The organism is Cyanobium sp. T1B-Tous (assembly GCF_024345475.1).
Classification (GTDB): domain Bacteria; phylum Cyanobacteriota; class Cyanobacteriia; order PCC-6307; family Cyanobiaceae; genus Cyanobium_A.
Window position 1 is genome coordinate 1 of record NZ_JAGQBE010000034.1, and the last position, 21,739, is coordinate 21,739.

Below are 21,739 nucleotides of genomic sequence, written 5' to 3' on the forward strand. Positions count from 1 at the left end.
GGATCAACACCTCAGCGCCAGAGCGGATCTTGGTGTGGTTGATCAGCTGCTGCGGCGCGCTGTTGGCGAACTGCACCGCCCGCTGATCGCCGGTGCGCAACTCCGTCACCAACAGGCCCAGATCCACGACTTCGCCAACCACGCCGTTCACCTCCACCACATCGCCCACGGCGTAGTGGTCATCAAGCAGCGCCACCAGGCCCGCCACGCCATCGCGCAGGAGCCCCTGAAAAGCGATTGCTAAACCACCCAGCAAAGCGCCGCCGGCCAACCAGGCTCCGAGGGTGAGCTCCCGAATCCCGGGCACATCCGCCAGCACCAACACCACCAGCACGGCGATGCAACCCAAATCGATCAAGCGATGGCTGACCTGCCTGAGGTTGAGGTAGCGCTGCTGCCGCCGGGCACGCTCCTCCAGCGGCACCGCCAAGTTGCTCACCCACTGCCGCAGCACGAAGCGCGCCAACCAGCGCAGGGCTGCGGCGACCAGCCCCAGCAACACCACCTTGAACAGGATCGCCAGGGGTTGCATTAACACCGTGATGGCCAGTGGGACCTGGCCGGGCACGGCGGCCACAGCCAGACCAGCCATCAACACCAGCTGGGCCAGAACAGCGATGAAAAGCAGCCGCAACAGCCTCTGAAGCCAGCGATCTCCTGGGCTGGCGATGCCACTGCCCTGTCCTGCCGGATCGATCCGCCGCTGCAGCCGGCGCCGCAGCCGCGCCCACAGCCAGAGCGTCGCCGCGCTGGTGCCGGCCAGCACCAGTTCGCCGATCAGGGTGATCTTGAGGCGCAGCGAGATCTGGCTGGCCTGTTCCGTGAAGCGGGCATGACGCAAACGCCGTTGCAGCATCTGGCGCCAGCGATCAGCCAGCGCGCCACGGCTCATGCCGTGCAGCTGGGCATCAGCCTCAGTGACCGTGAGCAGCGTCAGCGGCGTGGCGCGGCCCTTGATCTGCGCCCGCAACTGCACCTGACCGTCCTTGTCGGTGGCGGTCACCACCGTGAGATCGTCGGGCCGCCCCAGCACCGTCCAGGGATCCCCGACGCAGAGCCGCTGCTCCGCTGGACCACCGAGAATGAAACCTTCCAGCAGCGCTTCGGAGATCTGCTCGCCGCTACTGCAGAGCGCGTGGGGTTGATAGAGCAACGTCAGGTTGCCCTCAATCACCGTCGCCCGCTGCCGGGCATCGGGGATGCCAGCACCCCGGCTCACAACCGGAGCCGCCACACTCATCACCGGGATGCCAAGGATGCGCACCGGTGCAACGTCGTAGCTGCCCACAGGGGCCGCCGCCTCCGGTGGCGCATTGCCGGAATCCACCGCCAGGGCCGTGCCGCTGAGCAGCAACAGGCTCAACAGCGGGATCAGCAGCAACCGCTGGAGCCCGCAGATCTGCCGATGCCACAGGCGCTCCCGGTGAGCCACGGTCGATGCAGCCAAGAAATCGCCAGACGACAAGCGTGTGCATGGTGGCGCGGGGCCGCGCCCATGACACCCCCCGACTTCGCGGTAGCGATTCAGCGGCATGGGCGGATCAGGGGTCCCACAGCCGGGGCAGCAGCCGGTCCAGCAACTCCGCCAGCACCCCTCGCGGCAGCAGGGCCAAAGGCAGGAACCACACCACATGGAAAAAGAACAGGGGCACATAGGCGGTGCAGGCCAGCAGCACCAACAGGCCAGCGCCGAACACATCGCTAGCGATCAGGGCGCGCCAACTGCGATGCCCCATCTGCCACACCGCCAAGGCCACGCTGGGTAGCCAGCCCGCCAGCAGGAGCATCTGCCCCACCTGAGCTGGTGTGAGCCCGACCCCCACCGGGGCCGATGCACGAGTAGCCAGCAGCGTGATCCAGGCCAGGCCAAGACCCAGCTGCAACAACAGCCAACGAAGGGATCGACATGGATCTCTGCTCATGGCAGCAGCCCCTGGATCCGAGGGCACCAGGCATCAGCCACCGCCAATGCCGTGGGGTCGTTTTCCACCGGCTGCCAGCCCTTGGGCACCGCCGCCGGCACGCGGACATCACCGATGCGGTTGAAGCTGCGGTCGCGGCAGTCGAGCTGATACCGAAAGAACGACTGCATGGAACCACTCGGCGTACCGCCCGTGAGGGAGGGAGGGATGTAGCCCTGCTGCCAGCAACGGCCATTGCCGCATTGCAGTGTGCCTGGATTGCCGGGGTTGAACCGTGCGGGTGTCGCTGGCCACGTGATCACGGTGTGCCCGGTAAAGCCGATGTAGCGGCTCTGACTGCCGTTCAGCGGTAGCTGTCGCAGGCTGCCTGCGTCATAGCTGTAGGGACTGGGCACCGGCACCACGATGGTCTGAGCCACGGCGGGGCCAGCGGCCGTGAGCAGCAGGGGCAGAGCCAACCAATGGGTCATGGCGTCATCTCCTTCAGCAGGGTTTCGGTGAGCGCCGCGTCGCAGCGCAATAGGCCGGCTCCCCCGTGTTCATGGCGCTAAGAGCCGAGAGACTCCCATGCTCACGTCAGCTTCGGGCGGGCGAGCAGATTCTTTTACATTGACATCAATCCTGCACAGATTGAAACGTGCGAGCGGCAATGAACAGGCCTAAAGTGTTGGAAGCGAAGACACGATCCTGCAATGTCTATTAAACGCAAGTTTGGCCTACTCGGCGCCCTCTTGATCTCCAGCACGGCCCTGGCCGTTCCCGCGCAGGCCGAAACCGTAGCCCGAGCCAATGGACGCTGCCAACTGAAAGAAAATGGCTATCAAGCGTATAACGGTTACTGCACGGTGAAACAGAAGCAAAACGGAGGCACCAGCGTTTTTGTTGTCGACCTGGAGAATGGCAATCGGTTCCGATTCTCAGGCCCAAGCCGTCAACAACTGCATGTGGAAACCCCATCGGGGATTGAACAGAATGTGCTGTTTGAAGACCAGGGCAGCATGGGGCGCTTCACCTGGAACGATGGCCGCTTCACCCATCAACTGGCGGTTAAAACAGACACGGTCACCAACCCAAACGCCCAGTTTGACGATCACCACAGCACCTCCACCGGAGCCACATTGGCCGGGGCTGCCGTGGGTGCCTTGATCGGAGCCCTGCTGTCTGGCGGCAAGCACAGCAACGGATCAACAGGAGCCGAGGGCCAGCCGGTGCCGGAGCTTCAGAATCTGGCGGGAGGTGATCCCGGTTATGTCGAGAGTCGGCTGACCTCATCGGGATACACCTACATCCAATCGAGCCCAAGGGAAAACGGCATGGACTCCTTCTGGAAGCGCGGGGACAGCTGCGTGGATGTGCGCAGCATTCTGAATCGCTACCAGTCCTTCACCTACTCCAATCCCTCCCGTTGCCGCTAAGGAGCTGGCCAGCGGCCGAACCGATGAGACACGTTGTGCTCAATCACGCCTAGCAAGCGACGATCCAATGGAGAGCGCATCTACGCTCGCAAAGGGAAGAAAAACGCAAACAGCTCCACCCTTTGCATCACTTCGCACACTGAGCACACCGAAGCCCGCGCCCTTGAGCTACAAGAGATTGAACTGGACAGCTCTCAACTTGATCGGCTCAATGCTTCGCTGGCACTCCCTCACCCCGCTGGCGCTAGCAGGCCTTGTTTGTGGGTCCTCACTGGCGGCGGGAGCCCAGCAGCTGCCCTCCGGAGCCATTCAGCGCTATCAACGCGATCAGCAGTTGCGCGACGCCATTGAGCAGCAAAACCAAAAGCAACTACAGGAACGGCAGGAGCAGCAAAATAAGCCCAAGCCCGATGAAGAAGCGCAGCCCCTTGAGTCGACGGCATCCTTTCTCTACACGAGCGTCCGATTTATCGGCGTCAGCACCCCGTGGGCTGCAGAGCTGAACGCACTGGCCAACCCCTATCTCAATCGTCCGATCAGCCTGGTTGACTTGGAAGCCTTGCGGGTCGCCATCCGTGATAGCTACCGCGCGCGCAATCTACTGGCACTGGTGAGCATCGACCCGAGCGGCCCCAAGGGGGGTGAGCTGGTGATCAACGTCACCGAAGCTCGCATGGGCGAAGTGAAGATCAACAGCAAAATCCCCCATTACCTCTCCGATGGGATTGCGCGAGCCACCATCCTGGCCTCCGTGCCCCAAGGAAGTCTGCTGCGGCTCGACAAACTCACCTCGGCCCTACTGAAACTCAATGATCTACCGGGCTCACGCATTAACTCAACCCTCCAAGCCGGCGAGACGTTAGGCCAAACAGATGTGGTGCTCACAATCAAGGATGGCAACCGCAGCAGTGGCGAGCTGAATGTGAATAACGAGATCAACCGATATCTGGGAACTGTAGATGTTGACTTAACGCTGGTCAGTGCCAACCAGCTTGGTCGGGGTGAGCAGCTCACACTCGATGGCCAATGGTGGTTCAACGACGAGGCCACAGGAAGCTTGGCGGGCAGCGTTGCTTACGAGATGCCGATCACCCCAGATGGCGCCTCAATCAATCTCTACGCCAACTACAGCAGCTATCGCCTTCTTCAAGAATTTTATCCAATTGACGTCAATGGTTATTCCTCCAATATCAGGTTAGGCATCAAGCAGCCACTTTGGCGTCGGCCCACGCAATCGCTTTGGGGCAGCTTCAGTGGTGAGTACAACGCCTACGTAGACAAAGTTGAAAACTTTGAAATCCGCGACAAAAACAGCCAAGTCGGTCGCTTCTCACTACTGGCAGAGCATCAGGATAGCTGGCTAGGCACAGGCCTCAACACTGGATTCCTTCAATACAGCCTGGGGAACCTAGATCGAGGCGGCAACCTGCAAGATCTTGAGCTCGATTCTTTCACAGCCAACACCGATGGAATCTTCAACAAAATCGGACTGATCTACAGTCGCTACCAGATTTTCTCCAGCCGCTGGCAAGCCAAAATCTTTGTTCAAGCCCAGAAAGCTTTTAACAATCTTGATGGGGCCGAGAAAATGTCGCTGGGCTATCCCAATGGTGTCCGCGCCTATCCGCCCGGTGAGGCGCCCGGCGATAGTGGTTTTAGTGGTCAGTTTGACCTGATCTATCGCGTCGCTCCAAAGTTGGCATTCGTGGCCTTCCTGGATGGTGGGGTGATCTGGCGCTGGACCGAGCCCTTCTTTGGCTCGCTGCAGCCCAATTCCTATGGCCTTGCCGGCACAGGAATTGGCGTTGACATCGGAACGTCAGGCGAATGGCTGGCGTCGGTCAAACTTGCCATTCCCATTGGCTCCAATTCCGGCACCATTGACGATATCAATGCCGATGGCGAAAAGCAGGGGCCCATTGTCTGGGCGTCTGTGCGGTTGTGGTTTTAAGGAGGAACTGACATGACCCTACATCCACAATCCTCTGAAAAAGCCAATCGTCCTTTGCTTTCCCTGAAGTGGGGGCCTATCTGGCGCCACTCCACGCGCACCGGCATAGCTGCACTCACCCTGTCGGGCCCCCTGCTGACACAGATAGCGATCTACGCTCAATCGCTGCCAACGTCTCCAATAGTTGACCCAGCATCAACACCCACAAGCTTCACCAATCCCAACCCCAACACACTTACCGTCACCACAACCGGACGTTCGGTGATCAGCTGGGGCAGCTTCAACATCGGTAGTGGCAATACGGTCAATTTCCAGAACAATGGTGCCGTCCTCAACTATGTCAGAGGTGGCGGCGCGAGCCAGATCAATGGCGCTCTTAACGCCATCAATCCAATCATCCTTCTGAATAATCAGGGGATCTCCGTTGGTGGAACTGCGTCCATCTCTGCCCCGAGCATCCTGCTGAGCACGGGCAGCTTGATGTCCGACTCTATTTCCAAATTCCTGACTGGCGTTGACTACGGCAGCGGGCTGAATGCCCCGCTGATCAGCATTGAACTCAACAACGCCAGTGGGCCCATTTCCGTTGATGGCTCGATCCGATCCACCAATGGCGGCGGCATTGGCCTGATCGCTCCATTCATCAGTGTTGGGCCGACAGCAAGGCTGGAATCGCTGGGCTTCCGCAATGCCAGCACCGGCACCGATGGCGTCAACACCACCGTCAATGGCGTGGTTGCTGAGGGTTCGCTCTGGCTTGGCACCACCGGCCTGTCTAGCAACGCGTACACCCAACCCATCCCTGGAATGCCAGGGGCCCCGGCACCAACATTGCCCACAGGCTTTGGTTTCACCCAGGTCAGTGGCAGGCCATCTCCCCAGAACATTCGACTCTCCCTGCGAGCCACCTACGACTTCGAGCGGGTCGTGATCGGAACCAGTGGGGCCAGGCGTGGGCAGTTTGACGATCTATTTTTCTCTCCAAATTTTAGAGCCGCGAATTTTTATCTATACGATGGCATTGAAGCCATTGAGGAAGGACATCGCCAAGCCACCACGGGTGGACTTCGCAGGACATTGCGTGACGCACAATCCAATCAACTGATTGATGATCAGCTGGAAGCCACCCTCCTCGGCTTGCAATTGCCACCTGGCGCCACCCTTCTGGCGGCTGATCGAGTCACCTTTGATGCCAACGGCCAATTGGTCGGCGGCAATCTTGTTATTGACTCAACACAGTCTCTGAGTCAGAACTTCATTGATCAGTTTGGCTCCGGCGCCTTCTCGATCTCAGTCTCCGGGGGGCAAGGGACTTTAACGGGAAGCAATGGCGAGAAGGCTTCATACAACCCCATCTCAGGTGAAGTGAGCTGGGTACGCACTATTCAGGGACCACCCAGCACAGAGACGGTGCTGGCGCCTGGGTCTCAGATCCCTCAGGGCATGGGCAAGCCACCGTCAGGTCTGGAGGGCCTGCCTGCAACCACCGGTACATATGTAGAGAAAGAGGGAGGTTGGTATCACGGACGCGGTAGCGAAACTAAAGGCCCACCTCACTGCCCCGGATGCCGCGAGGTACAAGCTCAGACTGGCGAAGTGACCTACTGGAAAGGTCACTTCGCCAGCTCAGGGCCTGGTCAATCCCCCCACTTTGTGGCGGATCCCAAAGGCAACAGCGTGGTCTATCAATTGGGTGGCCGGTATTACGTCACCACAGCGAGCAGCTTCTTCCAAAACGGACAAGTCAACAAGCCATCGGTTCCGACGGGGAACACCTTCACCCCGCAAGTCGTCCAGACCGTGACTCGGCCTGGCGCAACAACCGTCGTTCCCTTCCAGGAATCGTTGCCCATCCGAGGCAACGCCACCCCACCCCCTCAGGGATCGGCTCAGTCCACCTGGGTGCAGCAGGGCAAAGCCCCGGACAAGACCGGCTATGCGCCTGTTCCCACTCCTACCGCCGCTCCAACTCCGACGATGGCGGTGCCATCTCCAACGCCGCTAGCGCCAACCCTTGCTCCAACGGCTGCGCCGCCAACCCTGGCTCCCACCATGCGGCCTACCGCCGCTCCCACACCGACGATGGCGGTGCCGTCTCCGACGCCGCTAGCGCCAACCCTTGCTCCAACGGCTGCGCCGCCAACCCTGGCTCCCACCATGCGGCCCACCGCCGCTCCCACTCCCACGATGGCGGTGCCGTCTCCGACGCCGCTAGCGCCAACCCTTGCTCCAACGGCAGCGCCGCCAACCCTGGCTCCCACCATGCGGCCCACCGCCGCTCCCACTCCCACAACTGCCGTTCCCTCTCCAACGCCGGCGGTGCCAACCCTTGCTCCAACGGTGGCGCCGACCCTCGCTCCATCGGTGGGGCCAACGCCGGCTCAGGATGGTTCGCGCGCCGTGCTCAAGCCGGCTGTCGTTCGAGACCTGTCCGGCCTGCGGGCGGCCGGAACAGAATCACAGCGCCCTGGCCTGGCCGTGAGTTACGAGGTTCCCCGCGCCCTCATCGAGGCCAACGTCAAGGGAGGCCTACCCGCCCAGAGCCGTGCAACCCTGCCGAACGGAAGCCAGTTGCCGGCAGCGCTGGACTACGACTCCTCCAGCCAGACCTTCACCATTAAGGACACCACCCTGGTGCCCCTGCCCCTCGACGTCCTACTGACGATGCCAACCCTGACTGGCGGCCAGGGGAGATTCGTGCTCACCATCGGCCAACCGTGATGCAGCCCCAGCCATGACGAACGCTGGCCCGTGGCTGAGTTTGGTCATTGGCAGCCGCAATGAGGGTGGCCATCTGGAGCGCACCCTCACCGGGGCTTTTGCCCTCGATCCACCGGAGGGTGGCCTCGAGGCCTCCGTGCTCGATGACGCCTCCAGCGATGGCTGCAGCGCGTTCTGCGACCAGGAGCCCTGGCTCTCGCGCCGACGCGAGGGTGTGCTGCGGCTACAGCGTGTCTCCCAGTGTCTGGGGGTATCGGCGGGGCGTCGCCAGGCCTCCCGCGGCTGTCGCGGTGAGGTGCTGGTGTTCCTCGATGCCCACCTGGATTTCCCCCAGGCCGATCTTTGGCTCCAGCTGCAGCATCGATTCAGCAATCCCGCCTGCGATCTACTCGCCCTCGATTGCTATGACACCCGCAACGGCCAGGGAACCGTTGGCCACGTCTACACCAGCCGTCGGCTGTGCCATCAGCAGCCGGCCTGGGTTCCCCAGCAGAACGAGCCCCTGATCGGCATTGAGGTGCCCTTCGTCAACGGGGGGTTCTTTGCCATTCGCCGCCATGTCTACGAACGGCTGGAGGGGTTTCCTGATTTCCTCGAGGGCTGGGGCCATGAAGACCGCTTCCTCTCGATGTGGGCCTCCCTGGTGGGCTACCGCTGCTGGTTGCATCAGGATCTGAAGGTTGGCCACCTCTACAAGGACGCCTTCGCCGATGCACCTCCGGGGCCGCCCCCCTCTCCCTGCGCGGATCCCTGTCCAGGCGATGGCGTCCAGCTGCCCGAGCCCTCCTATCGCCATAGCGATCGGGAGTCCGCAGGGGTGCCCGCCCTGCTGATGAACAGCTTGCGCTGCGCCATCGTGCTGTACAGCGCCGAGGTGTTTGAGCACTGCGGCGAACAGCTCCGTTCTGACTACGGCCCAGAGCTCTATGCCCGCGGCCTGGAGCTGTTGGAGCAGGAGCGTCCACAGCTGGATGCCCTGCTGCACCGGGTGGGGCTGACGCCTGCCCTGCGGGATCAGCGCATGCGCGATTACCACCAGCGCTTCCGTCCGGTCCTGCCGATGCTCGATGAGGCCGCGCTGCACGCCGCCGCTGCCCAGGCAGACCCGGCCCTGGCCCTCCAGCAGGTTCAGCGACTGCCCCTGGCGCTGGCCTCCCTGCGGCCACCAGACGATGATCACTATCGGGCAGCGCGCCTGTACCGCGAAGCCGCCTGCTGTTACCAGCTGGCCGATTACGCGGCCGTGGTGCGTCTGCTGCCGGAGCTGCTCACTCTTCAGCCCGACTACCTGCCGGCGATCACGATGCTGGTGATCAGTCTGCGGGCGTTGGGACGCACCAACGGCGAACGCTTCTGGCTGGAGCAGGGGGCGCGGATCGTTGAACAACACCGCCCCACCCAAGGGGACGGCCCCATCGGCGCCTGGCATCCCGCCAGCTCCAACCCCTACCTCCGCCACCTCTACTGGCCGGCGGCCGATCGGGTGATCTGGGGGGGCCTGGCCGATCTGGCGGAGCAGCGCGGCGATCGGGCCGAGGCGATCCGCTGGCTCGGACGCCTACTGGCTCAGCGGCCTGACGATCCCCCCCTACAGCAGCGACTGCTGGCTTTGCTGAGCCCCAGTGCGCAGCCCGCCGGGCTCGAAGGCGGCGCCTAGCGCAATCCGTGGGGTCCGTGCGGCTGATCCAACCGGGCCGTGAGCGCCGCCAGAAGATCGGCCAGCGTTGCCACCAGGCGATAGCTGATCGCAATCGCCAGCAGCGGGGCCTCCGGAATGGCGACGCCCAGCCGCAGCAGCAGCACGGCCTCGAACACCCCCAGGCCGCCGGGGGCGCCGGGCACCACCAGGCCGGCGGTCCAGGCCAGAGCGAAGCCCGCCAGCCAGCCGCCCCAGCCCAGGCTGTAGGAGAGATCAAAGGCCTGCACGCAGCAGGCAAATCCAGCGAAGCGCAGCAGCACAAAGCCCAGCTGCACCAGCAGCGGCGGCCAGGGGTAGCTGCGGATCGGCGGAACAGCGGCCGCCTCGCTCTCCATCCCCAGCTCCGAGGCCTTGCGGCGCTCCAGCCGCGCCAGCACGGGATTGAGCCAACGGGGCCAGAGCAAGGCCAGGGGCAGCACGGCGAGCAGCGCCAAACCGTGTTGCCAGCCCCCGGCCACCACGAGCGCCAGGGCGGCTACCGCCGCCACCAGGGGGTCGAGCAGCACCGCCGCCAGGGCCAGCCCACCGGAAGCGGGCGCCGCCAGCGGAGCCTCAGCGCTGCGCAACAGCTGCACCCGGCTAGCCAGGTGCCAGATGCCCCCAGGCAGATACTTGCGCAGGTTGGTGGCGAGGTAGGCCCGCACCAGCTCCGGCCAACGGGGGCGCAGGCCCAGCCAGCGCAGCACCACCCCCAGGCCCACCCCATTGGCCACCAGGCTCAGCAAACTCACGCCCACCCCCAGCAGCAGCCACAGCCAGCCCTGGCCATCGAGGCTGAGCTGGAGCAACTGGCGGCCGTGGCCCACCAGGGCGGCCAGCAGGAAGCCGAAGCTCAGCAGGCTGATCCACAGCTTCAGGCCACCGGGCAGGGGCGGCAGGGTCTCCAGCCAGCCCCGGAGGCGCGCGAGCAGGGCTTGGATCGCAGGCGGCAGGGTCACGGCTGGAGAGAGTGCTCGAGGGTGTGCTGCACGATGGCCCGCACCTGATCGATCCCCAGTGTGTGCTGGCGCGCCAGGGCGACCAGGTCGTCGTGTTCCGGTTTGCTGCGCCAGCGGCCATCGGGCAGCCTGGCCTGCTTGAGCCGCACCGGCCCCAGGGGCGTGGCCAGCTCCAGGCTGCGGCGCGGCAGCACCCAACGACTCTGCGCTTGCTCCCGCAACCCCAGGGTGGTGCCATGCCGCCACCACACCTGCCGCAGGGCCTCGGCCTGCTCCGGGGCCACCAGGGCCGTGATCAGCTGGGCACTCCGGCCTTTCTTCATGGCGATCGCCTGGCTGAACACCTCCAGGGCGCCGGCGCGGCGCAGCTCCTCGCTCAGGAAGGCCAGGTCTTCGGGGGTGGCGTCGTCGATCTGGGCCTGCTGCAGCAGCACGGTTTCGAGCTGGGGCGTGTCGAGGTGGGGCCCTTCGCGTGGGGCATCGAGTGGTGCTCCGAGTGATGCTTCCGCCAGGGTGAGCCGCAGCAGGTTGGGGCGATCCAGCTGGCGCGAACCCAGCCCCACGCCCACCTGGCGCGGCACATGGGTGGGGGCGTGGCCAAAGCGGCTGGCCCAGCAGGCCGCCAGGGCCAGGCCGGTGGGGGTGGTGAGTTCCCCGGGAGGGAAGCCCTCGGCTGAGGCCAGGGGAATCGCCCGCAGGCGGGCCAGCTCCAACACAGCAGGCGCCGGCAGGGGCAGGGTGCCGTGGGCGGTGACCACCACGCCATGGCCCGCCGGTGGCGGGCTGCACACCAGCTCCTCCACGCCGAAATGCACCAGGCCGGCGCACACCCCCACCACATCCACCAGGGCATCGAGGGCCCCCACCTCGTGGAAGTGCACCTGCTCGGGGCTGTGGCCATGCACCGCCGCCTCCGCCTGGGCCAGCAAGCCAAACACCGCCAGCACCCGCTGCTTCAGGGGCTCGGGCCAGGGAGCGTTCTCCAGCTGGCCGCGCAGCTCACCCCAGTGGCGGTGCGGCGGCTGGGGCTCCAGGCTCACCACCGCCAGATGCAAACCGCGCAGGCCGCCGCTGCGGCGTTCCTCCAGCTCCAGCCGGTAGGCGTCGGCCAGCCCCAGGGCCGCCAGGGGGCGATGGATCTCCGCCTCGGGCAGCCCCAGATCCAGCAGGGCCGCCAGCAGCATGTTGCCGGCCAGACCGGTGGGCGCATCCAGCAGCGCCAGGGCCATTCAGCCCTCCCCGGCCTGGGGGCGGCCCAGCCGCGGCGCCACCGCCAGCAGCCCATCGGCTTCCGATCGCAGATCGCTCTCCCGGGCCCGCAGCCACTGCTCCACCTCGCGCCGCGCGCGCCGCTGTTCCCGCTGGGCCGTGTCCACATCGAGGCCGGAGAGGCCCCAGAGCCGGCCCAACAGGGCCCGGTCATCGGCCCCCCCCGTGCTCTGCCCGTAGATCAGCTGCTCGGCCACCATGCCGGCCTGCAGCACCCGGCTCCAGCGACGCAGCTCCTCGGCGGGCAATTTGGCGTGGGCCGGCGGCTCCAACTCCGTGCTGCCATTGGCACTGAGGCCCGCCCGCAGGCAGGCGAGCGAGCCCACCAGCACCTGCCGCACCGGCATCGCCTCCTCGCGCGCCACCAGCAGGTGACCGGCCTCATGCACCGCAATCCGCCGCAGGCGCCCCTCGCCACCGGGCAAGGCTTCGGCCAGCACATGGCCGCCGCGGCCGCCAAAGCGGGCCGCATCGACGGTGAGGCTGCCCAGCCCGAGGGCGGTGGCCAGGGTGATCCACCAGGGCGACAGGCCCAGGGAAGGGCCCAGGATCGCCGCCAGACTCACCAGGGCCACGGCCAGGCCCGCCGCCAGGGGTTGGGTCATGGTGGCGTAACTAGGGCGCAGGCCGGCTGACGGCGCCGTCGCGGTGGCCACCCCCAGCCTGGCTGGCTGCGGGGGAGCGACCCTTCCCTCCCTTACCGCCCTTGGCGGAGCCGCCATCGCGGCGCCCCTTGCCGCCCCGGTTGCCGCGCTGGGCCACCGGGCCAATCACCTCAAAGGTTTCGAGCTGCAGCACCTGGCCCTGGCGCCGCAGGTTGAGGGCCACGAAATGGCGCAGGTGCTCCAGGGGCAGGTCGCCCTTGAGCTGGAGCTTGAAGGGCACCGGGCGGCTGCCATCGGGGCGGGGCATCACCCGCACCTTCACCACCAGGTCGCCGGATTCGGGCCGGGTGTAGATCAGCTCACCGCGCACGGAGAAGTAGTCGTCGCCCTCAGGCAGGGCATCCTGGGCCGACTCGGCAGCTGGAGCCTCGCCCTCTTCGCCGGCAGCCAGGGTGCTGGGCTCCCACACCCCCACCATCTGCAGGTGGAGCCCTTCTTCTTCCCGGGAGCGGGGATACACCACCCAGAGGTGGGGCTCCGCCAGGTTGAGGTGGCGCCGCATCAGGGTGAGCAGTCGGCCGAGCACCACCGCCTCGAGCTCCACGCCGTCGTCCGTGCGGATCACCCCGCGGGTGAGCTGCTCAGCGTCGGTGGGCACATAGACCCCTCGCACCACGCCAATGGCCCGGTACTGGGTGGGCTCGGTGACCGGAGAAATGGGGTGTTGGCGCATGGCGGTGACTTTAGGTGGCCCCGGACCACGCGGACCGGGTGCAGGAAGCGGGGCAGACTGGCAGCCAACCGCATCTCCCGCCCCGATGCCGCCCGCTGCCAACCGCTCCGGAATCTGGACGGGACTCGCCGCAGCCGGCATCGGCCTGCTGTGCCTGGGCGGCGGCTGGTGGCTCGGCCAGCTGCAGAACGGCCCGCAAGCCGCCGACGCCGCCCGTCGCACCCTGGCAGGCCAGGCCTCTGACCTGCAGCAGCGGCTCAACACCGGCGAGGCCAGCGAGGCCGAACAGCAACGGCTGCTGGAGCTGCTGGTGGCCCTCGACCGCAAGGCCGAGGCCACGGTGCTGCTGGAGCGCCTGGCCGATCAGCGACCCCAGCAGTGGTCGCTGCGCCTGCTGCTGGCCGAATTGCGGCGCGACCAAAAAGACCGCAGCGGCGCCGAACGGGAGGTGCGCCAGCTGCTCAACCTGCGGCCCGACCAGATCGAGGGCCTGCAATTGATGGCCCTGTTGCAACTGGAGACCGGCCGGGGCGCCCAGGCCCAGAGCCAGCTGGAGGCGGCCCTGCAACGGGCCAGCAAACCCCAGCTCAAACCGGAGGCCCTGCCGATCGGGCTGCTGCTGGCCAACGTGCTGCAGAAACGCGGCCAGCCGGGCCAGGCCGAATCCCTGCTGCTCAAGCTGGCGGCTGGCTTCCCCACGGATCAGCGGCCCCTGCTGGCCCGGGCGATGCTGCAGCAGGAACGGGGTGACATCAAGGGAGCGCAGGAGTCCCTGGCCCTGGCGCGGGCCCGCAAGCCGGGGCCCAGCGATCCGCGCCTGGATCAGGTGGCCGCCGCCTGGGGCCTGGCCCCGCTCAGGGCCCCTTCACCGTCGCCGCCGGCGAAGCCTTTGCCGGCGGCGACGACTGGGAATCAAAATCCTTGAGGGCCGCATCCACGGCATCGCCCGGTTGGGTGGCGTCGTCGAGGGAGGAGGCCTTGCGCAGCTTGTTCATCAGTTCCCAGGGATTGGTCGAATCCAGCGCCGATCCGCCCCGGTTGGTGCCGGTGCCGTAATCCAGCTCCCGCTCCTGCTGGGGGCTGCTGATCGTCTGTCCGTACCCCTTTTCCTGCGCCGCAGCTGGAGGGGCCTGGCCCCCTGGGCCGAGACCAAAGATTCCGATCAACACACCCGCCCCGCCCCAGGCAATCAGCTTGTGAAAACGCAAAGCGGCCATGGGGGACAGTGCTCCGGCTTGCTCAGATACTCATCCTAGTTGCGCCGTTCAAGGCCCATGCGGATCGCGAGCTGGAACGTGAACTCGGTGCGCACGCGCCTGGAGCAGGTGCTGGCCTGGCTGGAGCAGGAACAACCCGAGGTGCTGTGCCTGCAGGAAACCAAGGTGACCGACGAGCTGTTTCCCCAGGCAGCCTTCGAGGCCCGGGGCTACCGCGTGGCGATCAGCGGCCAGAAGGCCTACAACGGCGTCGCCATCCTCAGCCGGCTCCCCCTGGAGGATGTGCAGATTGGCTTTGACGCCCTGCTGCCCAACGACCCGGACGCACCGGGGCTGAGCGAGCAGAAACGGGTGATCAGCGCCCTGATCGAGGGGGTGCGGGTGCTCAACCTCTACGTGCCCAACGGCAGCTCCCTCACCAGCGAGAAGTACGCCTACAAGCTCGAGTGGCTGGCCTGCCTGCAGCGCTACCTGGCGGCCCAGGAGCAGCAGGGCGATCCGCTCTGCATGGTGGGCGACTTCAACATCGGCCCCGAGGCCCGCGACCTGCCCGACCCGGAGCGGCTCAGCGGCGGGATCATGGCCAGCGACGCGGAGCGCGCGGCCCTGCAAACGGCGCTGGCGGAGCGGCTCAGCGACGTGTTCCGGGTGTTCGAGCCGGACAGCGGCCACTGGAGCTGGTGGGACTACCGCAGCGGCGCCTGGGACCGGGACCAGGGCTGGCGCATCGACCACATCTACCTCTCGGAGGAGCTGCTGGACTGCGCCACCGGCTGCGTGATCCACAAGGCCACCCGCGGCAACGAGCAGCCCAGCGACCATGCGCCGGTGGTGGTGAACCTGGTGTGGCCGCCGGAGGACGGCGAGGACGAGGACGAGGACGCCTAGAAGGCCACGGCCTCCTCCGGCAGGGCAGCGCCCTGGGCCTGGAGCACCGCTGCCCGGCGCGCCGACTCCCCACAGCTGCGGGGGGTGGGGAAGATCTTGCCGGGGTTGGCCAGACGGGCGGGATCGAAGGCCTGACGCACCAGCTGCATGGTGGCCAGGTCGTCGGGGCCGTACATCCAGTCGAGATAGCAGCGCTTGTCGGATCCCACCCCGTGCTCGCCGGTGATGCTGCCGCCGGCATCCACGCACAGCCGCAGGATCGCGGCGCCCAGGGCCTGCACCCGCTCCTGGATGCCGGGCTCCTGGGCCGAATAGAGGATCAGGGGGTGCAGGTTGCCGTCGCCGGCGTGGAACACGTTGGCCACCGGCATGCCATGGCTGGCGCTGAGCTCCTCGATCGCCGCCAGCACCCGGGGCAGGGCACTGCGGGGCACCACGCCGTCCTGCAGGTAGTAGCTGGGGAAGCGGCGCCCCAGGGCCGAAATCGCCGACTTGCGGCCCTTCCACAGCAGCGCCCGCTCCGCCGCATCGGTGGCCTGGCGCACGGTGCGGGCCCCCGCCGCCTGGCAGAGCGCGGTGGCCAGCTCCACCGCCGCGACCACCTCCCGTTCCTGGCCGTCCAATTCGATCAGCAGCAGGGCCGCCGCATCGCGGGGATATTCATCCACGCCGAAGTAGTCGTCCACCGCCTCGATGGTGAGGCGATCCATCATTTCCATCCCAGCCGGCAACAAGCCGGAGGCGGTCACCTGCCGCACCGCCTCCCCGGCCGCCTCCATGCTGGTGAAATCGGCCAGCAGCACGGCCACGCTCTGGGGCGCCCGCAGCAGCCGCAGGGTGATCGCCGTGGCAATGCCCAGGGTGCCCTCACTGCCGATGAACACGCCGCGCAGGTCGAGCTCGGGCGTTTCATCGAGCTCGCTGCCCAGGGTGGTCACCGTGCCGTCGGGCAGCACCACCTCCAGGGCCAGCACGTGGTTGCTGGTGACGCCGTACTTGAGGCAGTGCACCCCACCGGAGTTTTCGGCCACGTTGCCGCCGACGCTGCAGGCCACCTGGCTGGAGGGGTCGGGGGCGTAATAGAAGCCATCACCGGCCACCGCTCGGGTCACCCAGCTGTTGATCACGCCGGGCTGCACCGTGATGCGGCGGTTCTCCAGATCCACCGCCACCACCTGGCGCATGCGGCTGGTGGCGATCACCAGGGCGTCGGTTTCAGCCACCGCGCCGCCGGAGAGTCCGGTGCCACTGCCCCGGGCCACAAAGGGCACCCCCTCCCGGTGACAGTGGCGCACGATGGCCGCTACCTGCTCCGTTGTCTCGGGGAGAACCACCAGGCGGGGCTGGTGACGCTCCAGGGTCAGGCCGTCGCAGTCGTAGGCCAGCAACTCCTGACGGGCCGCCACCACGGCGCGGGACGGCAGCCATTGCCGCAGGTGCCGCTCCAGCTCTGGCCAGTTGACGCTCACGGCACCCGTGGCAAGCCCCCTGAACTTACCGAGGACGCGAAGGGGCCGGTTTTAGGTCAGGATGGGCGGCGGTTTTCTTCCTCCGCGGATCCCGCCTTGACCTCGGCTCCTGTTTCGGCTCCTGTGCACAACACCACCCGGTCCCAGGAACTCTTCAGTGCCGCCCAGAAGCTGATGCCAGGCGGCGTGAGCTCCCCGGTGCGCGCCTTCCGCTCCGTGGGCGGCCAGCCGATCGTGTTCGACCGGGTGAAAGGGGCCTACGCCTGGGACGTGGACGGCAACCGCTACATCGACTACATCGGCAGCTGGGGGCCGGCCATCTGCGGCCATGCCCACCCCGAGGTGATCGCCGCCCTGCATGAGGCCCTCGACAAGGGCACCAGCTTCGGGGCCCCCTGCGCCCTGGAAAACACCCTCGCCGAACTGGTGATCGAGGCGGTGCCCTCGGTGGAGATGGTGCGCTTCGTGAACAGCGGCACCGAGGCCTGCATGTCGGTGCTGCGCCTGATGCGCGCCTTCACCGGCCGAGAAAAGATCATCAAGTTCGAGGGCTGCTACCACGGCCACGCCGACATGTTCCTGGTGAAGGCCGGCTCCGGGGTGGCCACCCTGGGCCTGCCCGATTCCCCCGGTGTGCCGCGCAGCACCGCCGCCAGCACCCTCACCGCCCCCTACAACGATCTTGAGGCGGTCAAGCAGCTGTTCGCCGAGAACCCCGGGGAGATCGCCGGCGTGATCCTCGAGCCCGTGGTGGGCAATGCGGGCTTCATCACCCCCGAACCGGGCTTCCTGGAGGGCATTCGCGAACTCACCAAGGACAACGGCGCCCTGCTGGTGTTCGACGAGGTGATGACCGGCTTCCGCATCAGCTACGGCGGGGCCCAGGCCAAGTTCGGCATCACCCCCGATCTCACCACGATGGGCAAGGTGATCGGCGGCGGTCTGCCCGTGGGCGCCTACGGCGGCCGGGCCGACATCATGGCCATGGTGGCCCCAGCCGGCCCGATGTATCAGGCGGGCACCCTCAGCGGCAATCCCCTGGCCATGACCGCCGGCATCAAGACCCTCGAGCTGCTCAAGCAGCCCGGCACCTACGAGCGCTTGGAGGTCGTCACCAAGCGCCTGATCGACGGAATCCTCGAGGGCGCCCGCAGCGCCGGCCTGCCCATCACCGGCGGCTCGATCAGTGCCATGTTCGGCTTCTTCCTCTGCGAAGGCCCGGTGCGCAACTTCGAGGAGGCCAAGGCCGCCGACACCGTGCGTTTCGGCAAGCTGCACCGGGCCATGCTCGAGCGCGGCGTGTACCTCGCCCCCAGCGCCTTCGAGGCGGGCTTCACCTCCCTGGCCCACTCCGACGCCGACATCGACGCCACCATCACCGCCTTCCGCGACAGCTTTGCGGCAGTCGCTTGAACAGCCAGCCCCCCCGGATGAAGCGCCGGTTCAGCGCCAGCCTGGTGGCCCTGCTCGCCAGCGCCGCCAGCCTCAGTGGCTGCAGCGACACCACGGCCAATGGCCCGGTGAATCTCAGCAAGGGGGTTCCGGTGGGAGCCGTGCTGGCGCTCACGGGCAATGCCAACGTGTACGGCCAAGACCAGAAAACCGGGATCGAACTGGCCCTGAAGGCCCTGAACGGCTCCGGCGGTGTCAACGGCCAGCCGATTGCCCTCACCCTCGAAGACAGCGGCAGCGATGAGCCCAGCGCCAATGCGGCCTTCAACCTGCAGATCAACCGCGGTGTGCTGGCCCTGATCGGGCCCACCCTCTCCCAACAGGCCTTCTCCGCCGATCCGATCGCCCAGCGCCGGGGCGTGCCCGTGGTGGCCCCGTCGAACACAGCCAAGGGCATTCCCCAGATCGGCCACTTCATCAGCCGCGTTTCAGCCCAGAGCTCGGTGATTGCGCCGCTCTCGATCGCCCAGGCCCTGAAACTGAATCCCGGCATCCGCCGGGCGGCCGTGTTCTACGCCCAGGACGACGCCTACAGCACGGCTGAAACCGTGATCTTCCAGAAGGCCCTGGCGGACAAGGGGCTCAAGCCGGTGACGGTGCAGCGCACCCAGCTCAACGACCAGGACTTCCAGAACCAGATCACCGCCGCCCTCAATCAGCAGCCCGATCTGGTGGTGCTGTCGCTGCAGGCCGTCGACGGCGGCAACATGATCCGTCAGCTGCGGGAACTGGGCTACAAGGGGCCGATCGTGGTGGGCAACGGCATGAACACGCCGAACATCTACCCGATCTGTCAGCGGTACTGCGACGGCATCCTGATCGCCCAGGCCTACAGCCCCGAGCTGCGCACCCCAACCAACCAGCGCTTCCTCGCCGCCTTCGCCGCAGCCCAGGCCCGCAACCCCAGCGCCACCCGGATCCCTCCCCAGCTCACCGCCCAGGCCTACACCGCCATGCAGGTGATCGGCGAAGCCCTCCAGCGCCTCGATCGGCAACAGCCCCTCAAGACCCTGCCGCTGGCGAAGGCCCGCAAGGCCCTGATGGATGAAATTCTGAGCGGCACCTACCAAACACCCCTGGGGGAAATCCGGTTCACGCCAGAGGGGGAAGTGATCCAGAAGAACTTCTATGTGGCCAAGGTGCGCATGAATGCGGATGGCACGAGTGGTCGCTTCACCCTGCTGCCGTAACCCCATCCCATGCCCCCGATCAAGCCGCCTTCGCTCCCCTTCACGGCTCTGGCGGTGGGCTTGGTGGGGGCTTGCGGAGTATTGGTGGGCTGCCAACCCGCCAGTCGTTCCCCTTCCGGCAGCCCAACCCTGACCCTGGGGGCCGTGGTCGCGCTCACCGGCAATGCCAGCCTGATCGGCCAGGACCAACGGGTTGGCCTGGAGCTCGCCGAGGCCGAATTCGGTGGCCGCGCACCGGCCCTGACCCTGCGGCTGGAGGACGGTGGCTCCGACGAGCAGACCGCCACCACGGCCTTTCGACGACTGCTGCAGCAACCGGTGGTCGCCTTGGTTGGCCCCTCCCTCTCCCAGCAGGCCTTCGCCGTGGATCCGATCGCCGACCGTGCCGGCGTTCCGGTGCTGGGGGCCTCCAACACGGCGATCGGCATTCCCGAGATCGGCCCCTTCGTGTCGCGCATCTCCGCTCCCGTGTCCAGGGTGGCCCCCCTATCCATCCAGGCGGCCAAGCGGCTCAACCCCAAGCTGAAACGGGTGGCCGTCTTCTTCGCCCAGGACGATGCCTACAGCACCTCAGAAACCAAGATCTTCCAAAAGAGCATCCAGGGGCTGGGGCTGAAGCTGGTCACCGTGCAGCGCACCAGCACCGCCGACATTGATTTTCAGAAGCCGATTGCCGACACGCTGCAAACCAAGCCCGATCTGATCGTGATCTCCGCCCTGCCCAACGATGGCGGCAACCTCGTGCGCCAGCTCCGGGAGATGGGATACACAGGCCTGATTGCAGCGGGGAACGGCATGAACTCCCCGAACATCTACTCCGTCTGCCAACGCTATTGCGACGGCCTGTTGATTGCCCAGGCCTACAGCCCTGAGACCCAAACGGCCGTCAACCGTCGCTTTGTGCAGCGCTATCAACAGCAGCATGGAGACACGGCACCCCCGCAGTTCACAGCCCAGGCCTACGCCGCCCTGCAGGTGATCCACGAGGCCCTGAGCCGCCTCGACAGGCAAGAGTCCCTGAAGCGTCTGAGCCCCAACCTGGTCAGCAAAGCCCAGAAACTTCAGATTCAGCCGCCCAAAGGCCAGGCCCTGGTCAGCATGCCCTTGCCGGACCTGCGCCGCGCCCTCAACACCGTCCTCCTCCAGGGCACCTACGACACCCCCCTGGGTGAGATCCGATTCACACCGGAAGGAGAGGTGATCCAGAAGGACTTTTACGTGGCCCGCGTGAAGATGGACGCCTCAGGCAAAACAGGGCGCTTTGCGCTGCTGCCCAACCCTTCACCAACCCAGCCCTAGACCCAGAGCGCATGGAAGGCCTGCTGCAACTGTTGTTCAACGGTCTCTCGGTGGGGGCGGTGTATGCCCTGTTTGCCCTGGGCTACACCCTGGTGTTTTCGGTGCTGGGCGTGATCAACTTCGCCCATGGCGCCATCTTCACCCTGGGGGCCTACTTCACCTATTTCCTGATCGGAGGCGCGGTGGGGGCCAATGGACTGATGGCCGGTCTGCAGCTGCCCTTCAGCCTGCCCTTCTGGCTGGCCCTGCCCCTGGCGGGGCTGGGGGCGGCGGCGGTGGCGCTGGTGGGCGAACGCATCGCCTTTCGCCCCCTGCGCGACCGGGGCTCTGACCCCCTGCAGGCCCTGATCACCAGCCTCGGGGCCGGGGTGATCCTGGTGAACCTGATCCAGTTGCTGGTGGGAGCCGAGAGTTATTCGATCCCGGTGGGAACGCTGGAGGCGCTGCCGGTGGCCCTCAGCATCGCCGGCGCCAAGGTGCGCACCGTGCAGGTGCTGCTGCTGGTCATCGCCGGCCTCTTGCTGGTGGCCCTCTCGATCTGGATCGACGGCAGCCGCAGCGGCAAGGCGCTGCAGGCCGTGTCCGAAGACCCGGTGACGGCCCAGCTGCTGGGGATCAACAGCGGCCGCATGATCCAGATCGCCTTCGGCATCAGTGGCTTCCTGGCCGGGGTGGCCGGGGGCCTGGTGGGGTTGAGCGTGAGCATCGCCGGCCCCTATTTCGGCATCGGCTACGGGCTTAAGGGGCTGGGGGTGCTGGTGCTCGGCGGCCTCGGCAGCGTGCCTGGCGCGGTGCTGGGGGGGCTGATCATCGGACTGGCGGAGGCCTGCGTACCGAGCCATCTTTCGGGCTACAAGGACGCCGTGGCCTTTGGTTTTCTGTTTCTGATGCTGCTGATCCGGCCCCAGGGTCTGCTGGGACGGCCCCTGGCCGAAAAGGTGTAGCCATCCATGGAAACGGGTCTCCTGGTC

At 66.3% G+C, this 21,739-nt stretch carries 19 protein-coding genes; 10 read left to right on the forward strand and 9 right to left on the reverse strand.

Annotated features, from left to right (window positions below):
* From KBY71_RS09070 to KBY71_RS09080, 3 genes are all read right to left on the reverse strand, one after another.
* Positions 1 to 1,447 (reverse strand): mechanosensitive ion channel domain-containing protein (locus KBY71_RS09070; protein WP_254928599.1); only part of this gene is annotated, 1,447 nt, incomplete at its 3' end.
* A 94-nt stretch (positions 1,448 to 1,541) separates the two neighbouring features.
* Positions 1,542 to 1,922 (reverse strand): hypothetical protein, encoded by a 381-nt coding sequence (locus KBY71_RS09075; RefSeq protein WP_254928600.1) that lies wholly within the window; start codon positions 1,920 to 1,922, stop codon positions 1,542 to 1,544.
* Positions 1,919 to 2,392 (reverse strand): hypothetical protein, encoded by a 474-nt coding sequence (locus KBY71_RS09080; RefSeq protein ID WP_254928601.1) that lies wholly within the window; start codon positions 2,390 to 2,392, stop codon positions 1,919 to 1,921. The genes KBY71_RS09075 and KBY71_RS09080 overlap by 4 nt, the downstream gene beginning before the upstream one ends.
* Positions 2,393 to 2,614: 222 nt before the next feature.
* On the opposite strand from KBY71_RS09080, the gene KBY71_RS09085 reads away from it, so the two are divergent.
* The 4 genes from KBY71_RS09085 (at position 2,615) to KBY71_RS09100 (ending at position 9,666) form a co-directional block, all read left to right on the forward strand.
* Positions 2,615 to 3,337, forward strand: a complete 723-nt coding sequence (locus KBY71_RS09085) for a hypothetical protein (RefSeq protein ID WP_254928602.1) — start codon at positions 2,615 to 2,617, stop codon at positions 3,335 to 3,337.
* 163 nt (positions 3,338 to 3,500) lie between these two features.
* The gene (locus tag KBY71_RS09090; RefSeq protein WP_254928603.1) at positions 3,501 to 5,288 is read left to right on the forward strand and encodes a ShlB/FhaC/HecB family hemolysin secretion/activation protein; all 1,788 of its coding nucleotides are present in this window, start codon (positions 3,501 to 3,503) and stop codon (positions 5,286 to 5,288) included.
* 12 nt (positions 5,289 to 5,300) lie between these two features.
* Positions 5,301 to 8,009, forward strand: coding sequence for a filamentous hemagglutinin N-terminal domain-containing protein (locus KBY71_RS09095; protein WP_254928604.1), 2,709 nt, complete (start codon positions 5,301 to 5,303; stop codon positions 8,007 to 8,009).
* 13 nt (positions 8,010 to 8,022) lie between these two features.
* Positions 8,023 to 9,666 (forward strand): glycosyltransferase, encoded by a 1,644-nt coding sequence (locus KBY71_RS09100; protein ID WP_254928605.1) that lies wholly within the window; start codon positions 8,023 to 8,025, stop codon positions 9,664 to 9,666.
* On the opposite strand, the gene KBY71_RS09105 is transcribed toward KBY71_RS09100, so the two are convergent.
* From KBY71_RS09105 to KBY71_RS09120, 4 genes are read right to left on the reverse strand one after another with little or no spacing between them, the layout of a single operon-like run.
* Positions 9,663 to 10,646 (reverse strand): lysylphosphatidylglycerol synthase domain-containing protein, encoded by a 984-nt coding sequence (locus KBY71_RS09105; protein ID WP_254928606.1) that lies wholly within the window; start codon positions 10,644 to 10,646, stop codon positions 9,663 to 9,665. The two genes, KBY71_RS09100 and KBY71_RS09105, sit on opposite strands and share 4 nt — an antisense overlap.
* On the reverse strand, positions 10,643 to 11,875 hold the full coding sequence (larC, locus tag KBY71_RS09110; RefSeq protein ID WP_254928607.1) for a nickel pincer cofactor biosynthesis protein LarC: 1,233 nt from the start codon (positions 11,873 to 11,875) through the stop codon (positions 10,643 to 10,645). Before larC ends, KBY71_RS09105 begins: the two co-directional genes overlap by 4 nt.
* Positions 11,876 to 12,520, reverse strand: a complete 645-nt coding sequence (locus KBY71_RS09115; RefSeq protein ID WP_254928608.1) for a hypothetical protein — start codon at positions 12,518 to 12,520, stop codon at positions 11,876 to 11,878.
* 10 nt (positions 12,521 to 12,530) lie between these two features.
* Complete coding sequence (locus KBY71_RS09120; protein ID WP_254928609.1) at positions 12,531 to 13,253, reverse strand: hypothetical protein; 723 nt, start codon at positions 13,251 to 13,253, stop codon at positions 12,531 to 12,533.
* Between the two features lie 85 nt (positions 13,254 to 13,338).
* On the opposite strand from KBY71_RS09120, the gene KBY71_RS09125 reads away from it, so the two are divergent.
* Entirely contained in the window at positions 13,339 to 14,178 is an 840-nt protein-coding gene (locus KBY71_RS09125; protein WP_254928610.1) for a hypothetical protein, read from the forward strand.
* Here KBY71_RS09125 and KBY71_RS09130 read toward each other — a convergent pair.
* On the reverse strand, positions 14,108 to 14,470 hold the full coding sequence (locus KBY71_RS09130) for a hypothetical protein (RefSeq protein ID WP_254928611.1): 363 nt from the start codon (positions 14,468 to 14,470) through the stop codon (positions 14,108 to 14,110). The genes KBY71_RS09125 and KBY71_RS09130 overlap by 71 nt on opposite strands.
* Before the next feature lie 57 nt (positions 14,471 to 14,527).
* Here KBY71_RS09130 and xth point away from each other — a divergent pair, with 57 nt between their 5' ends.
* Positions 14,528 to 15,358, forward strand: coding sequence for an exodeoxyribonuclease III (gene xth / locus KBY71_RS09135; RefSeq protein ID WP_254928612.1), 831 nt, complete (start codon positions 14,528 to 14,530; stop codon positions 15,356 to 15,358).
* On the opposite strand, the gene KBY71_RS09140 is transcribed toward xth, so the two are convergent.
* Positions 15,355 to 16,827, reverse strand: a complete 1,473-nt coding sequence (locus tag KBY71_RS09140; protein WP_254928613.1) for an FAD-linked oxidase C-terminal domain-containing protein — start codon at positions 16,825 to 16,827, stop codon at positions 15,355 to 15,357. The genes xth and KBY71_RS09140 overlap by 4 nt on opposite strands.
* A 96-nt stretch (positions 16,828 to 16,923) precedes the next feature.
* On the opposite strand from KBY71_RS09140, the gene hemL reads away from it, so the two are divergent.
* From hemL to KBY71_RS09160, 4 genes are read left to right on the forward strand one after another with little or no spacing between them, the layout of a single operon-like run.
* Positions 16,924 to 18,240, forward strand: coding sequence for a glutamate-1-semialdehyde 2,1-aminomutase (gene hemL, locus KBY71_RS09145; protein ID WP_254928614.1), 1,317 nt, complete (start codon positions 16,924 to 16,926; stop codon positions 18,238 to 18,240).
* A complete protein-coding gene (locus KBY71_RS09150; protein WP_254928615.1) occupies positions 18,237 to 19,469 on the forward strand; it encodes an ABC transporter substrate-binding protein in 1,233 nt (410 codons plus the stop codon). The genes hemL and KBY71_RS09150 overlap by 4 nt, the downstream gene beginning before the upstream one ends.
* Before the next feature lie 9 nt (positions 19,470 to 19,478).
* Positions 19,479 to 20,768, forward strand: coding sequence for an ABC transporter substrate-binding protein (locus KBY71_RS09155; protein ID WP_254928616.1), 1,290 nt, complete (start codon positions 19,479 to 19,481; stop codon positions 20,766 to 20,768).
* 11 nt (positions 20,769 to 20,779) lie between these two features.
* The gene (locus tag KBY71_RS09160; protein WP_254928617.1) at positions 20,780 to 21,712 is read left to right on the forward strand and encodes a branched-chain amino acid ABC transporter permease; all 933 of its coding nucleotides are present in this window, start codon (positions 20,780 to 20,782) and stop codon (positions 21,710 to 21,712) included.
* Positions 21,713 to 21,739: the final 27 nt, after the last annotated feature.

Bases quoted from the DNA above. Each gene is read 5' to 3' on its own strand.
- KBY71_RS09075 (WP_254928600.1), bottom strand. From the start codon at position 1,922: ATGAGCAGAGATCCATGTCGATCCCTTCGTTGGCTGTTGTTGCAGCTG.
- KBY71_RS09080 (WP_254928601.1), bottom strand. From the start codon at position 2,392: ATGACCCATTGGTTGGCTCTGCCCCTGCTGCTCACGGCCGCTGGCCCC.
- KBY71_RS09085 (WP_254928602.1), top strand. From the start codon at position 2,615: ATGTCTATTAAACGCAAGTTTGGCCTACTCGGCGCCCTCTTGATCTCC.
- KBY71_RS09095 (WP_254928604.1), top strand. From the start codon at position 5,301: ATGACCCTACATCCACAATCCTCTGAAAAAGCCAATCGTCCTTTGCTT.
- KBY71_RS09100 (WP_254928605.1), top strand. From the start codon at position 8,023: ATGACGAACGCTGGCCCGTGGCTGAGTTTGGTCATTGGCAGCCGCAAT.
- larC (WP_254928607.1), bottom strand. From the start codon at position 11,875: ATGGCCCTGGCGCTGCTGGATGCGCCCACCGGTCTGGCCGGCAACATG.
- KBY71_RS09115 (WP_254928608.1), bottom strand. From the start codon at position 12,520: ATGACCCAACCCCTGGCGGCGGGCCTGGCCGTGGCCCTGGTGAGTCTG.
- KBY71_RS09120 (WP_254928609.1), bottom strand. From the start codon at position 13,253: ATGCGCCAACACCCCATTTCTCCGGTCACCGAGCCCACCCAGTACCGG.
- KBY71_RS09125 (WP_254928610.1), top strand. From the start codon at position 13,339: ATGCCGCCCGCTGCCAACCGCTCCGGAATCTGGACGGGACTCGCCGCA.
- KBY71_RS09130 (WP_254928611.1), bottom strand. From the start codon at position 14,470: ATGGCCGCTTTGCGTTTTCACAAGCTGATTGCCTGGGGCGGGGCGGGT.
- xth (WP_254928612.1), top strand. From the start codon at position 14,528: ATGCGGATCGCGAGCTGGAACGTGAACTCGGTGCGCACGCGCCTGGAG.
- KBY71_RS09155 (WP_254928616.1), top strand. From the start codon at position 19,479: ATGCCCCCGATCAAGCCGCCTTCGCTCCCCTTCACGGCTCTGGCGGTG.
- KBY71_RS09160 (WP_254928617.1), top strand. From the start codon at position 20,780: ATGGAAGGCCTGCTGCAACTGTTGTTCAACGGTCTCTCGGTGGGGGCG.